Genomic DNA, 15,686 nt, shown 5'->3' with positions numbered 1-15,686 from the left:
TTTTAGTGGAATTATTACATATCAATTGTTTAGGTAAGCCGCTGCGTTTAGAAGGTTCTATGGCAGGCTGGCAACAACTCTTCTGGGGCGATGATCTGGTGTCGGTGATTCCTGCATCGGCGGATTACCAAGGACAACGAAGCCACGAGTTCAACCTCAGCATGCAGCGCCAACAAGCCAGCACCACACCAGAGGGCGAGGTCAACGTGGCGCCAGTCGCAGAAACCATCAGTATACGCTTAGACATTGACCTGCAATGGCAGCCCTTCCTACTCAAGTTTGAGCTGCTACAAAATGGTCAAGTGATAGAACAGGGCCAGCGCGACACCAAAGATATTGAACGCCAAGTGCCGGTAAAACCGATAGAAGCTAAACGCCAGTTTAGCCTCATTGGACTAGCGTCTTTAGGGCTGAAACTATTTAAAAGTGCCAAAGTGATTAAAGTGGTGCTCGCCGGTGCCAGCGTCGCAGCATACTCGTGGTTGTTTTCATTTCAGTTTGCCCTCGCACTCATTGCCTGTTTGGTATTTCATGAATATGGCCATATTAGAGCGATGAAATACTTTGGCATGAAAACCAAAGGCATTTATCTGATTCCGTTTATGGGCGGCTTGGCACTCAGCGATGAGAAAATTAATACTCGCTGGCAAGATGTGGTGATCTCCATCATGGGGCCCACTTTTGGCTTGTTCATGTCCATCGCCGCCCTGTTTGCCTATTGGTTTACCGGCAATATCTTTTTTGCTGGCTTAGCCACCTTTAATGCCCTGCTCAACCTGTTTAATCTATTGCCCATTTTGCCATTAGACGGTGGCCATATATTAAAGAGCATTAGTTTTTCAATGAACAGTGTACTCGGATTGGTAGCTTGTATTGCAGGTGCGGCGATCGGTGTATTTATCAGCTATAGTTTAGGACTGGCATTGCTAGGCTTCTTGCTACTCATTGGTAGTGCCGAAATTGTATTTGAATGGAAAAGTCGCCATCAAAGTCACTTGCTCCCCTTAGATAGGTACGGTCAGTTATTTTCGGCGGTGTGGTATTTGTTAACTGTAGGAGCGCTTGTTGGCATTATTTGGTACTTCGCCGGCAGTGGTGATGACATGCTTGGTCTGCCTTTGAAGATATTGCAAAGCTAATAGTAATAATACCAATCAGTATAATAAGCCGAAGCAATGGGCTGTATTTGACTTTAATATCAAAGCAGTCCAACTTAACAAGGAGGATGTAGCACCGTTAACTAAGGGATAAAACGCATGTTCTCACAACTCAAAATTAAGGCAAAAATCACCTTAGTATTTGCCACTATTCTTTCAGTCCTGCTACTGACTATCGGCTTTATCATCTATAACCTGCAATCTAGCAGTGAAGACTTCAAACAATACCGTGAATTCGCCCGTGAAAGTGTACTCTCAGGCCGAGTACAAGCCAATATGTTAATGGCATCACGGGCGGCCGGCCGCTTTCTAAAAACCCGCAATGAAGATTATGCCAAAGAGTTTGACCACCGTATTAAGCTGGCAAAGCAGTTTTCTAGTCAGCAAGTTGAAGCGATGGACGACCCCATCAGAAAAACCTTAAGTGTTGAACTAGTCGACAACATTAAGCAGTACCAAGATGCATCAAAGCAAGTGTTTAACTACATGCGCCAGCGGGATTTAACTCTCAGCGAACGTCTCGACCCTCAAGGGCTATTAATGCGCCAAAGCCTAGAAGCTATCATGGTGTCGGCATTTGAAGACAATGATGCTGCAGCGTCATTCCATGCCGGAAAAGCACTGGGGAGCGTGTTACTAGGCCGTCTCTATGTGCTGAAATTTTTAGACCAAAATAGAGATACATACGTCGACAGAGTCAACTCGGCGCTTGGTGTGGGGTTTGAGCCGACCTTCCAAGAAATGGTGGTTAATATTCAAAATCCGCAGCGTAAAAAGTTGCTGCAGGAGTTTTCTTACGCTCGTGGCCTGTATTTGGCCGCCTTTGAAGATATGGTCAACACCATCAATGATCGCAACCAGATTATTGAACAGGAAATGGTACCGCTAGATAAACACATCGCTGCAATATCTGAACAAATTAAGCTGTCGATAAAAGATGCTCAAGATGCCCTTGGACCCCGAGTAGAAAACAGCAATGCCCAGAGTATAACTACCGGTATAACCAGTTCCATTCTCGCCACCTTAGTCGCGATAATTTTAGGCTGGCTACTGGTTCGCGCCATCTCTCGTCCACTCAATCAACTGGCCGATACGGTGGAGCAAGTTAAGCAAACTGGCGACCTTTCATTACGTTCAAACCACCAGTCGAAAGATGAGCTCGGTACGATATCTACAGCCTTTAATCACTTTTTAGATAGCATTCAACTTAAATCAACCGTGGCGAGCAACGTTGCCAAAGGCGATTTGGCAACCCGAGTCGAACTGCTGTCAAATAACGACTCGTTAGGTGAGTCGTTACGCACTATGCTCGACAGTTTCCGAACCAAAGAGCAGGCATTAAAATCTGCCTCCATAGGGGTTTTAGATACCGAAATTGTTGCACCGTCCCCCTCTGATGAACTAGCGGTAGCCATCAATAAACTGATCTCCAATATGCAGGAAATCGCCAACAAAGCTGACATTATTGCCAGCGGTGATTACTCCGTTGAGATTTTACCGCGTTCAAAACAAGACATTTTGATGCTGTCGCTATCGCGCATGACCAATACCCTGCAGGAAAATGCCCTCGCCGCTCAGCAAGCAAGTTGGTTAGAAGGCGGTTTAGTGGCGATGAACAGTGCCATCATCGGTCACTTATCCAAGCAAGACATTGCGAAGAAAACCCTTGAGCTTCTGTGCCAATATCTCGATAAACAAGCCGGCGTTTACTATCAAAAAACCGACCAAGACAGCCTAGTTTATCTTGAGAGCTACGGAGCCAATATGCTCAGCGATAGAGAATATCGCGCAGGTGAAGGCTTAGCGGGTCAGCAACTTATCAACCCTAAAATGAGCTGCATCTCCGCCCTACCCGAAGACTATTTTGAAATCAGCTCGTTAACAGGCAACACCCCCGCTAAACATGCACTGTTAAATCCGATTGTTTATGACGGCGAACTGTTGGCATTGATTGAACTACTGTCGCTAACTCCATTTACAGCACAAGAGCAGGAGCTGTTGCGTAAGGTCAATGAAACAATCTCTGTGACAATATTAACGGCCAGAAATAGAGCTAAAACCGAGGCGTTGCTCAGTCAAACTCAACAGCAAGCCGATAATCTCACTGAGCAAAAACGGGTCATTGAATCAACCAAGAATGAGCTTGAAGCCGCTATGCATGCCGCTGAAAGTGCTAACTCTTCTAAGAGTGACTTCCTTGCTAACATGTCCCATGAAATTCGCACACCGATGAATGCCATCATAGGCATGTCGCACTTGGCGCTAAAAACCCAGCTGACTAAACAGCAACGTAACTATATTGAGAAAGTTCATCGCTCATCAGAATCACTGCTTGGCATTATCAATGATATTTTAGACTTCTCAAAAATCGAAGCCGGCAAGCTTGATATGGAAACCATCGATTTCCGCTTAGAAGACGTATTTGATAACTTAGCTAACCTTGTCGGTTTAAACGCTGAAGAAAGTGGCCTTGAGCTGATTTTTGATATCCCTAAAGATCTGCCTACAGCGCTCATCGGCGACCCCCTAAGACTGGGGCAGATTTTAACTAACATCGGCAACAACGCCGTTAAGTTCACAGAAGAGGGTGAGATTGTTATCAAGGCTCGCGCCATTGAACAATCCGCTGAGCAGGTCAAAATCGCTTTCTCAATTAGGGATACTGGTGTCGGTATCAGCCCAGAGCAATCTAAAAAGCTGTTCCAATCTTTCTCCCAAGCAGACAGCTCTACAACCCGAAAGTTTGGCGGCACGGGATTAGGGCTGGCCATTAGTAAAAAACTCACCGAAATGCTCCATGGCGAGATCAGTGTCGAGTCAGAACCTGGACAAGGCAGCACCTTTCACTTTAGCGGCGTATTTGGCATTCAGCAGCATCAACCCGCGCCACGCCGTGAACAATTGACCGAGCTAACCGGCATTAAAACCTTAGTCGTCGATGACAATAACTCCGCCAGAGAGATTTTGGTCGCCATGCTTGAAAGCTTTGGTCTTGATGTCATAGAGGTCAATAGAGGCGCGAAAGCGATTGAGTTGCTTAAACAAGTCAATGATGAAAGCCCGGTAGAACTTATCTTTATGGACTGGAAAATGCCGGGTCTAAATGGCATTGAAACCACCAAAATCATCCAAAGCGAGCTATCACTAACCGCGCAGCCCAAAATCATTATGGCCACTGCTTACGGTAAAGAAGATGCCTTTAGTGCTGCTAACGAAGTGAGTTTTAGCGCCATTTTAAATAAGCCCGTCACCGCATCGAGTTTACTGGATTCCATTATGTCCGCTTATGGTCACCAGCAGGACATTCGACGCCAACATGACCGCTATGATGTCGACAGTAGCTTGCTTGAAAAACTTGCAGGTAGCCATATCTTGCTAACCGAAGATAATGACATAAACCAAGAGCTTGCTTGTGAAATCCTCACTTCAAATGGTTTAACTGTCGAAGTGGCAAACAACGGCCAAGAAGCCGTTGATATGGTTCAACAGCAGCACTATGACGGCATATTAATGGATTGCCAAATGCCGGTACTTGATGGCTACCAAGCAACAAAAATCATTCGTCAGCTACCAAATATGGACAAGCTGCCCATTCTCGCGATGACCGCAAATGCCATGGCTGGCGATCGCGAAAAGGTACTTGCTGCCGGTATGAATGATCACATCTCTAAACCCATAAATGTGCCTAACATGTTTGCCACAATGGCACGCTGGATCACCCCCAGTCGCAAGCCACAAGATGCTGCACATCTCACGTCACAACCAGTTGACAAAAAGCCAGAGTCGAGCCTAGAGTCAGATCTTTCCGACATGACTCTTGCCGGTATTGATATCGACAAAGGCCTAGCAACCATTCAAGGAAATCAGCAACTTTATAAACGTGTGCTACTGAAGTTTTATGAAGGCAACCAATCTTTTGTCAGTCAATTGCAACAAGCACTGGACTCTCCTGATTGGAACCAAGCGCAATCGTCAATTAAATTAATGGCCCATACGATGAAAGGTGTGGCGGGTAACATCGGTGCCGTGGCACTGCAGCAAAGCGCCGCTGAATTAGAGCAATCTCTCAACCAGCCACAAACCAAAGAACAGGTATTGGCATTAACTCAGTCACTCACCGAGCAGCTAACGGCGGTATTGCAAGGGTTAACACAGTTGCTCGATGCTGAGCAACAACCACAGAAAGACCTAAAACCCGCGCTTAGCCTCGAAGTCCGCAATGAAAAGTTGGCGCTATTGCTACAAATGATTGAATCAGGTAACACTGAAGTGCAAATACTCATAGAAGAAATTTTGCAGTCCGAGCTGCCGGCGCGACTAGCAGTCTTGTGCAGACAATTAAATGAGGCAGTCAGCCAATATGATTTTGAGCTAGCCCTCACGATTTATGAGCAAATACAAGCATTGCCAGAATAGCCTCGCTGTATTGGCAAGGTTGATACTAATAATAACAATGTGAAAAGTTACGATTAAACATACTTATTATTGGCTAAAAAACAACCGCAAAAGTGCTCGCTATATTGTTGTAATGTGTTAGTGTGTAACTTCTCCCTACCGCTTAGTAGGGACTTCTTTTCTTTTCCGAATTATCACTTCGGCACTCCTTAGTTGCCCTTCTAAGCCTTAAGATTAAGGCTTAACAATGTCATCAAAAAAACAACTCCCACTTATTTTAGAAGATGGAATAAACCAAGAACAAGCAGCTCAGTCAGTCGCCTCTAGCAAAATCAGCAACGGAGCAGTACCATCAGCAATTATTTATTGTGAAGGCCATTTTGGAAAAAATGATGGTAAGACAGCTAATGGATTAGTAAGACATTCACACTACTATCGTATTCTATCCGTCATTGATAGTCAGTGTGCAGGTTTAGATTCAGGCGAAGTATTAGATGACCAAAAAAATGGTATTCCTGTTGTGGCCAATATCAATGAGGCCATGATTAATGCGAAGACAACCCCGGACTATTTCATTTTTGGTATCGCACCATCCAGTGGATTACTGTCCGAAATTGAGAAGTGTATTATTCTTGACGCTATGACCAAGAAAATGCATATCGTTAATGGACTGCATGAGTTTCTAACCGATAGCCCCAGATTTGTCGCTGCTAGCCAAAAATCCAAGGTAACAATATTGGATGTTCGAAAACCCAAAGATAAAAAAAGCCTAACAACATTTACAGGGAAAATACACGATGTCCATTGCCCTAGAATCGCTGTAATGGGGACCGACTGTGCCATAGGGAAACGCACAACAGCGACAATCTTAACCGATGAATTACGTAAAATAGGCGTTAATGTTGTCATGATAGCCACAGGACAAACTGGGATCATCCAAGGCGCACCATATAGCGTTGCTCTCGACGCTGTGCCTTCTCAATATTGTGCAGGGGAATTGGAGTCTGTCATTGTTAAAGCGTATCAACATGAAAAGCCGGATATTATCATTATTGAAGGCCAAGGTGCACTGAGCCACCCTGCATTTTCGACCAGCGCTTTCATCCTACGCGGCAGTTGCCCTACAGCAGTTATTTTACAACATGCACCCAAACGCGTATATCGCAGTGATTTCCCAAATATGTTGATGCCTTCTATCGCATCCGAAATTAATTTAATCGAAACATTCTCCAAAACTAAAGTGATGGCTATAACCCTAAATCACGAAAACATGTCTAACGATGATCTCCTTAGTGCAATGGCGCATTATGCTGAGCAATTTGATATCCCGGTGACCGACCCGCTATCTCAGCCAAAAGAAAAGCTACTGCATATAGTCCTGTCTATATATCCTCAGCTATCGGCTACACAGGTGACACAAGAATGAACTATCCTAAGTTAAACATTGACTGTGCAAAAATATATCAAAATGCCTCGCAGCTGATCACCCAGCTCGCACTAAAAAATGTAACAGTGACACCTGTGACTAAAATATTTCAAGGTCACCCTATTATTAATCAATTGCTTATCGATGCGGGGGCAAAGATGTTTGCTGATTCTCGTATAGAGAATATTCAAAGAATTAAACAAGCGGGTTTTTCTCTACCAGCAATGCTAATTAGAACCCCCATGCTGAGTCAGTTATCACGCATTGTAAAATACTGTGAAATTAGCCTGAATACGGAAATCGAAGTCATACAGCAACTCTCTATCGCCGCCAAGCAAATGAATACCACCCACGGAATTATAATTATGGTAGAACTGGGGGATCTTCGCGAAGGCGTGATGCCTGATCGCGTTATTGGCTTCATTCGTAAAATTATTACCTTACCCAATATCACAATAAAAGGCATTGGTACCAATCTTGCCTGCCGATACGGTATTGCCCCCGACGATAGAAATATGACACTACTTTCAGAACTAGCAGATGAAGTTGACATAACATTCGGACTAAAAATTGATATCGTTTCGGCTGGAAATTCTGCTTCAATCAATTGGGTTTTAAATCACGATGGTCAAACTAGAATCAATCATCTTCGAATCGGTGAAGCCATTTTTCTCGGCAGTGTTCCTGCAGAGCAAGCAAAAATAGCCGGACTGCAATTCAATGCAATAACGTTGACTGCCGAGGTCATTGAGGCTAAGACTAAACCGTCTTTACCTTGGGGAACAAGGGGGTTAAATGCCTTCGGAGAAAAAGAAACTATCCTAGACAAGGGCTATGTTACGCAAGCTATTCTCGCATTGGGTCGTCAAGATGTGTGTGTAACCGGACTGCATCCGCCTGATGGTATGAAAATCATGTCATCGACCAGTGACCATTTACTTATTGAAGCTACAGACTCAGCACTTTTTGTCGGCCAGAAAATTCAATTCAACTTAGACTACAGCGCGATATTATCAGCCATCTCTTCTCGCTATATTCACAAAGCCTTTGATGGTCTACAAATCAAACGCCAAAATAATATAAAGCACATTGTGAAACATTGACTAAATTAGAGCCTAATTAGCTTGATGGGTTGTCAGGAAAAGCGCAGGCAAGATCTTGCCGATAAAATTTAGGCATAAAAAAACCTGCTTATTAGCAGGTTTCTTACTTTCTAATGAAAGTCTCTTCCAAAAGAGTATTTTGATTGGTACCGGTGGACGGACTTGAACCGTCACGCTCGAAAGCAACGGATTTTGAAAAGTACACGTCTAAATTTATCTTTATATTTCAAAGAAATAAAAGCAAAAGAAAACACTTTACAAATTCTTTGCAAAAAATTACTTTTTATTGAATACTAGCGTTCATGTCTACTCAAACTGCACGCCACGATATCCAAGACGGACTGTACGTCTATCAACAAGCCAACAGTAAACGTTGGTACGCTCGCTTTGTACTTTACGGTAAATGGTACAGCAAAGCGACCAAAGAAAAAGAACTCGATAAAGCTATTGCTCGTGCCCACATTACCTTAATGGAATATAAAGTTAAGGCTGAAAATAATTTACTGGTTAATAGTAAACGCTTTAAAGATGTCGCTGACCGAGTCATTAAAAATCTTCAAGCCGAATTAGATAATGGTGGTGGTAAAGTGACTTACCGCGACTATATTCAAGCATTAAATAAATACCACATCCCCTATTTCAAACGCACTTACGTAACCAGCATCGACCAAGAAAGTATCAATGCATTCAACAAGTGGCGCAAAGAAGAATTTGGCAGACTACCAGCTAAATCCACTTCATTGACGCACAACTCTGCAATGAACTTAGTATTTAAAGAAGCCATAGAACATAAATGGATGATTGCAGCTCAAGTACCAGTATTACATACCAAAGGTGAAAGCGGTAAAAGGCGTGCGGCCTTCAGCCAAGAAGAATACGATAAAGTTTACGACACTATTCTCGATATGGTTGGCACCAGCCGAAAAGAAAAAACAAAACAGATCCGTGAGTTGCTTCTTAGCTATATGGAGTTTTGTGTTAATACTGGCATTCGTCCCGGTACAGAAATGGAGGGTATAACTTGGGGCGATATTGAAATGACTCGCCAAGATCATAATGTACGCTTTAAGGTTAAAGTTCGTAAAGGCAAAACAACAAAACATACAGGTACTAGAACAGTAATAGCCCGCGATCAGATATGGGATTGTTTGGAGGAATTACGTGAACGTTTTCCTAACCGAAAACCTTACGACAAACTGTTTAGACTTGAAGATGGCGAAACTACCAATGAATTAGGTGTAGCCTTCCGTAAAGCATTAGAGGAATGTGATTTAAAAGATTCTCCTGATGGTCCGCGCACTCTTTACTCACTGCGCCATTCTTACATTACGTGGCAGTTACTACGCCGTGATTTGCGTTTAGATATTTTAGCCAAACAGTGTGGTACCAGTGTCGCAATGATCGAGCAACATTACAGTCACGTTGTTCCATCCATGTTTGAAGAAGAGCTGTCGGGTGTTAAGTTTAAAAAACAGGCTAAGAAAGAGAAACCTATGTCAGCAAGTACCTTAGCAACTATCGAAAACCGATTTAAAAGCTGGGAAGCCGAGTACAAAAAACGTGGCTGCATTTAATCTCCAACCACGTTAAATCAAACCCGACACATAAGTTAACTTTCACAATAGAGGTAAGTCATTGTTATTAAATAACTTTGAATTTATCGATTCAATAAAAATTGAAAAATGAATTTTAGAAATCCGCTTACAAATGCAAGCGGCTTCTAAAATAGTTGAGTTCACCGATAAGTCAGCTCAAACGAAGTTCTTAACACGTTGATTTTTCTAGACTTGATCAATTTACATATTTGAAAAATAACAGGTTTCTATCTCTCTTTCGCCCCAAAACGAGATAGGCAATCATATTCATTTCTATCGATTACGTAACGACTATTTTCCCTTTTGACCAATTGGTTGGTCATTCATACTGAAAAATATCCCCTGACCGACAAGCTCGCTGCCTTGAAAATAACGCTTTCCAAATAGCTATTTTCTATGCAGATTATTAAATAAAATAACTTTATTCTCCTTTTTAATCCATAAATTGATCCCCCCCCCTTGATTGTTCATTTTTTGACCCCATATATAAAAAATAAGTGACTAATTAAGGCCATTTATTCAGAGGGCATTATTATGCCAACTAACGTCACACCTCCTCCTCGAGGTCCATGGGGCGATAAATCGCCTGCTCCACCCGATTTAGATCAACTTTTTAAAAATGCTTTGCCTAAGTATCAAGGTTTTTTGCCTGGTGGGAGTTTCCTTAATTTCTTCTGGCTACTGCTTTTAATTCTTCTGGGTTTCACTGCCTGGACATCCGTTTATACGATTCCAAGTGATTCTGTCGCTATTGTTAAACGATTTGGCAAGTATGCTAGAGAAGTGCCTCCGGGGCTGCATTTTAAACTTCCCTTTGGTATTGAATCAGCAACCACTGTTCCCGTTAAGCGACAATTAAAGCAGGAATTTGGCTTTAAAACGTCTGGTGCACAAGATCCTTTTCAAAATAGCTTAAATCATGACGAACAACGTGAAACTCAAATGGTGACAGGCGACCTTAATGCCGCCTTAGTTGAGTGGGTCGTACAATATCGAATTTTGGATCCCGTTAAATTTCTATTTGAAGTTAGAGAGCCCAGTGAAACACTTAGGTATGTCTCTGAGTCAGTCATGCGTGAAGTAGTTGGAGATCGAACTGTTGATGAAGTGATTACGATTGGTCGTCAAGAAATAGAGTCACAAGCATTAGTAAAAATGCAAACCCTTTCAACCAAATACACTATGGGTATTAGTATTGATCAAGTGCAGTTAAAGAATATTAACCCACCTAAACCTGTACAAGAATCTTTTAATGAGGTGAATCAAGCACAGCAAGAAAAGAAAAAACTGATCAATGAAGCGAGGCGAGACTACAACAAAATTATTCCTTTAGCACTGGGTGAGAAAGATCAGCGAATTCGTGAGGCGGATGGCTATCGATTAAAACGTATCAATGAAGCGGAGGGGGATATAGCGAGATTTGATGCTCTACTGGTTCAATATGTTAAAGCACCTGAAGTCACACTTCGCCGTATCTATATTGAAACCATGCAGCAAGTGCTACCTCAAGTGCACTCTAAAATCATTATAGATAAATCAACAAGCAGTATATTGCCACTGCTTAACCTTGAACAATCAAATAAAATGTTAAAAATAGGAGAAAAACGATGATCTCTAAAAAAGTTACTATTTTCTTGGTCGTATTGGTGTGTTTAGTTATTACAGTGCAGCAATCACTTTATACCGTAGATGAAGTAGAGCAAGTGATCATTACCCAGTTTGGTAAACCAATTGGCGAACCAGTAATGACGGCTGGCTTAAACGCGAAAATGCCTTTCATTCAATCTGTGAACGCCATTGATAAACGCATATTAGAATGGGATGGTGCGCCCTCCGATATGCCAACTAAAGATAAGTTATATATTTCAGTAGACCTTTTTGCCCGCTGGCGAATAACTGACCCTCTGCAATATTTCTTAAGGTTACGAGATGAGCGTAGTGCTCAGTCGAGGCTCGACGATATATTAGGCAGTGAAACGCGCAATGCTGTGGCAAAACATGAACTCATCGAAATAATTCGTACCACGAATGACCGCAAGCCGCTCCGCGATGCCATGCTGACCAAAGCAGAAAGAGATTTAAAAATGGGTAATTTAGTGCCCATTAACAAAGGTCGAAAATGGGTTGAAGAAGAAATATTTACTGCTGCTGCAGAGAAAGTCAAAGTATTTGGTATTGAATTGCTTGATATTCGCTTTAAGCGCATTAATTACAATGAAAGTGTACGCCCTAAAATTTACGATCGTATGATCAGTGAGCGTCGCCAAATTGCTGAACGATTTTTATCGGAAGGTAACGGTGAAGCAGCAAGAATACGTGGTAACCGTGTTAGAGACTTAAATAAAATTCAATCTGAGGCTTATAAAGCGGTTGAAACCATTAGAGGATTAGCTGATGCACAGGCCGCGAATATTTACGCAAAATCCTACAGCCAAAGCCCAGAGGCTATGCAGCTTTATCAATTTACGCGCACCATGCGAGCCTATCCTGACATTATTGCTGATAATACAACGCTGGTTATGTCAACAGACAGTGATTTATTAAAATTTATTAATGGCATTAGCCATTCGGGCAAAAATTACTAGGTCTAATTGTTATGCGGTTCGCTTGTATTTACGCGCCGCTTCTTTTTAAACGTAAATGGAGTGAGCATAATGATGACAGTGACGGCTCAAAACGTATTGATGAAAAAATACGGTATTTTATACAAACAAATGACAATTTATTGTTATAAAAATTCACATTTTAATAATTTTCAAGATGCATTAAATACGGCAGCGTTAGATAAAGGTGTTCCTAAGGAGCAATCCAATGATCCCAATAAATAAAGCCGCATGGCAAGAAAGGTACTTAACGCGATTAATTGATAATAACAAAGGCAATAAAGGCAAAATTTATTACTATTGGTCGCTAAACAAGCTTGCTGAAGATTTTCAGTTCAATTTGGATGACCTACCATTCATTACCAAGATATTTTTAGAAAACGTCCTTAGAAACTGCTCAACTAATGACACTTTTAATTATCAAAATGTTGTCAAAACAATCAAAAATATAGTGGATTCAACATCTCCAACTAACTTTGAATTTCCATTTTTCCCCAGTCGTGTATTAATGCAAGACTATACAGGTGTACCTGCATTAGTTGACTTGGCAGCAATGCGGGATGCAATCGCAGATAAAGACTGTGATGCTACTATTATAAATCCCGTGTGCCCCGTTGATTTAGTAATAGATCATTCACTTATTGCAGATCAGGCTGGAAGCCCCAATGCATTGGCGCATAATCAACAACGTGAGATGGAAAGAAATCATGAGCGTTACCAATTCTTAAAATGGGCACAAGCTTCATTCAGTAATTTAACGATTATCCCGCCAGGGCGTGGTATTTGCCATCAGGTTAACCTCGAATATTTAGCACAAGTGGTTAGAGATGAAGTTAATGTGTTAATTCCAGACACATTGATCGGTACTGATAGTCATACAACGATGATTAATGGCTTGGGGGTACTTGGTTGGGGAGTCGGAGGTATTGAGGCCGAAGCCGTAATGTTAGGCCAACCGTTGAGTATAAGTGCTCCTCAAATAGTAGGCGTTAAATTGCTAGGAAAAATGCAGGTTGGTACCACAGCAACAGATTTAGTCTTAACAATCACTCAAATATTGAGAAACTATGGTGTCGTTGGCAAATTCGTTGAGTTTTATGGTTCCGGTGTTTCAGAATTAAGTATCGCCGACAGGGCAACGGTTGCCAATATGGCTCCTGAATACGGGGCGACCTGTGGTCTATTTCACATTGATAATGAAGTTATTGAATACTTAAAGCTTACTAATCGTTCATCGGCTTTAGTTGAACGTGTTCACACATATACATTAGCGCAAAAATTATGGAATGAAGATTCTAAGGCTCATGCAACATACCCTAAAAATATTGTCATAGACCTTAACACAATAGAGCCATCAATTGCAGGGCCAAAGCGACCACAAGATTGTTTTCCACTCAATACCATAAAACGAGTAACTAGAGAAGTAAGTGAACTTGACTGGCATTGTCCTACTAGAGAGAGTTTACCTTATAGACTAAGGCCATTAAGCTGCGGAGATATTGTTATTGCGGCTATTACTTCCTGCACTAATACCTCTAACCCGAAAGTCATGTTACAGGCAGGATTATTGGCAAAAGCAGCCGTTGAACGAGGGCTGAAGATTAACCCTAATGTAAAAACATCATTAGCGCCGGGCTCTCAAGTTGTTGCACGTTATCTTAATAGCACGGGATTACAGCAATACCTTGATAAATTAGGCTTTAACTGTATTGGTTTTGGTTGTACAACTTGTATCGGTAATTCTGGGCCACTAGATCCTGATATAGAACAGCAAATTAGCGAAGGTAATTTAAATGTAGGTGCTGTTTTATCTGGAAACCGTAATTTTGAAGGCCGTATTCATCCCTCCGTTCGATTAAACTGGCTAATGTCTCCTCCGCTTGTTATTGCATTTGCTTTAGTTGGACATACTCGTATCAATTTTGATAATGAGCCTCTGGGTATCGATAAGAATGGTCAACCGACATTTTTACGAGATATTTGGCCAAATGATTACTTAGTCAACGAGACAATGCGTGCGATAACCAAAGAGAGTTATGCATTGTCATATCAAGATATGTTAGTTGGCGATCATGCGTGGGAAGATTTACCAATAAGTAATACCGACTGTTATCCGTGGAATAGCCGTTCAACTTATATTATTCAACCTCCTTTTCTCGAGTTATTAGCGCAAACAGGCCATGAAGGGCTGAATAGTTGTAATCAAGTTCATGGTCCAATCAAAATTAAATCAGCTAACATTTTAGCAATTTTTGGTGATTCCATTACGACAGACCATATCTCCCCAGCGGGACAAATTAGCCCGTATAGCCCCGCTGGCAAATATCTTATCGCTAAAGGTGTGACACCAGAGCAACTCAATAGTTATGGCGCTCGGCGTGGTAATCATGAGGTGATGGTGCGAGGTACGTTTGCAAATAACAGACTACAGAATGAGATTATTGCGCCGAAACAAGGGGGAATAACGAGGATTTTTGATGACAAATATTTACAAAATAAAGCACATGTCTCAATTTTTGAAGCAAGTGAGTATTACGCAAAGAGTAACATCCCCTTGGTGATTTTTGCGGGTAAAGAATATGGCACTGGTTCAAGCCGAGATTGGGCAGCTAAAGGTTGTCAATTGCTTGGCGTTCAGGCCGTTATTGCAGAATCATTTGAACGTATTCATCGAAGTAATTTAGTTGGCATGGGGATCATGCCATTGCAATTACCAAAAGGTACATCTGTTGAAAGTTTACATTTACAAGGCAATGAATTAGTTGATGTTATATTCGACAATAATAATAGCAGTCACCGTTTAGCGCCAAACCAGACGTTACTAGTGACGATACACTCTACCGCAAATGATGAAACAAAAGGAGCAGTAACTTTACCTGTAGTTTTACGTATTAATAGTTCACTGGAGTTAGATTATTTTATTGCTGGAGGGGTTTTGCCTTACGTGGCAAACCAATATTTATGAACAAACAAACAACAGATAAAACCCCAGCTAAAAGGGATACACTTAAACAACTCTGGGGAGAGCAAACTCGGTTGTCGTTAAAGTACTTTAATATTGGTAAGCATAGTTTCTCGACAGAATTTATTGATACGCTCATTAATATCAAGCGAGCATGTGCACAAGTTAATTATGACGAAGGGCTAATAAGTGATGATTATTTGCAAGCTATTGTAATGGCTTGTGATGAACTCCTTGGTAAGCCCCTAGTTATCTAGACACTTTCTAGTTTCTCAAAATACTGCTTTTCGAACTTCATTGGTGACAGTCCGTTATTACTACCATGATGGCGCACTGGATTATAGAAATATTCGATATAGTTAAATATTTCTGAGCGTGCTTCATCTCTGGTTTTATAGACTTTTCGCTTAACTCTATCCTTCTTTAGGAGTGAGAAAAAACTCTC

The 15,686-nt window shown here is 41.7% G+C and carries 11 protein-coding genes; 10 read left to right on the top strand and 1 reads right to left on the bottom strand.

The genetic code is table 11. From position 1 onward, the window contains the following. Positions 1-5: 5 nt before the first annotated feature. The 10 genes from L865_RS0103805 (at position 6) to L865_RS0103760 (ending at position 15,498) form a co-directional block, all read left to right on the top strand. Positions 6-1,139 (top strand): site-2 protease family protein, encoded by a 1,134-nt coding sequence (locus L865_RS0103805; RefSeq protein ID WP_028772016.1) that lies wholly within the window; start codon positions 6-8, stop codon positions 1,137-1,139. Between the two features lie 117 nt (positions 1,140-1,256). Then, complete coding sequence (locus L865_RS24480; RefSeq protein WP_051484428.1) at positions 1,257-5,573, top strand: response regulator; 4,317 nt, start codon at positions 1,257-1,259, stop codon at positions 5,571-5,573. Between the two features lie 226 nt (positions 5,574-5,799). Then, positions 5,800-6,978, top strand: a complete 1,179-nt coding sequence (locus L865_RS0103795) for an N-acetyltransferase DgcN family protein (protein WP_028772015.1) — start codon at positions 5,800-5,802, stop codon at positions 6,976-6,978. Further along, entirely contained in the window at positions 6,975-8,081 is a 1,107-nt protein-coding gene (locus tag L865_RS0103790) for an alanine/ornithine racemase family PLP-dependent enzyme (protein ID WP_028772014.1), read from the top strand. Before L865_RS0103795 ends, L865_RS0103790 begins: the two co-directional genes overlap by 4 nt. A 302-nt stretch (positions 8,082-8,383) precedes the next feature. After that, the gene (locus L865_RS0103785) at positions 8,384-9,655 is read left to right on the top strand and encodes a tyrosine-type recombinase/integrase (RefSeq protein ID WP_028772013.1); all 1,272 of its coding nucleotides are present in this window, start codon (positions 8,384-8,386) and stop codon (positions 9,653-9,655) included. A 555-nt stretch (positions 9,656-10,210) separates the two neighbouring features. After that, positions 10,211-11,287, top strand: a complete 1,077-nt coding sequence (gene hflK / locus L865_RS0103780) for an FtsH protease activity modulator HflK (protein ID WP_028772012.1) — start codon at positions 10,211-10,213, stop codon at positions 11,285-11,287. After that, on the top strand, positions 11,284-12,261 hold the full coding sequence (hflC, locus tag L865_RS0103775) for a protease modulator HflC (protein ID WP_028772011.1): 978 nt from the start codon (positions 11,284-11,286) through the stop codon (positions 12,259-12,261). The genes hflK and hflC overlap by 4 nt, the downstream gene beginning before the upstream one ends. 69 nt (positions 12,262-12,330) lie before the next feature. Beyond that, complete coding sequence (locus tag L865_RS25395; protein ID WP_157577423.1) at positions 12,331-12,504, top strand: hypothetical protein; 174 nt, start codon at positions 12,331-12,333, stop codon at positions 12,502-12,504. Continuing rightward, positions 12,488-15,244, top strand: coding sequence for an aconitate hydratase AcnA (gene acnA / locus L865_RS0103765; RefSeq protein ID WP_028772010.1), 2,757 nt, complete (start codon positions 12,488-12,490; stop codon positions 15,242-15,244). The genes L865_RS25395 and acnA overlap by 17 nt, the downstream gene beginning before the upstream one ends. Beyond that, positions 15,241-15,498, top strand: a complete 258-nt coding sequence (locus L865_RS0103760; RefSeq protein WP_028772009.1) for a hypothetical protein — start codon at positions 15,241-15,243, stop codon at positions 15,496-15,498. Before acnA ends, L865_RS0103760 begins: the two co-directional genes overlap by 4 nt. Here the strand turns inward: L865_RS0103760 and L865_RS0103755 are convergent. Next, the coding region (locus L865_RS0103755; RefSeq protein WP_028772008.1) for an IS3 family transposase at positions 15,495-15,686 on the bottom strand (192 nt) is incomplete at its 5' end. The genes L865_RS0103760 and L865_RS0103755 overlap by 4 nt on opposite strands.

The sequence above is a fragment of the Shewanella waksmanii ATCC BAA-643 genome, from assembly GCF_000518805.1.
Taxonomy (GTDB): Bacteria; Pseudomonadota; Gammaproteobacteria; order Enterobacterales; family Shewanellaceae; genus Shewanella; species Shewanella waksmanii.
The sequence above is the reverse complement of the archived record's forward strand: the minus strand, read 5'-3'. Positions and strand labels throughout refer to the sequence as shown.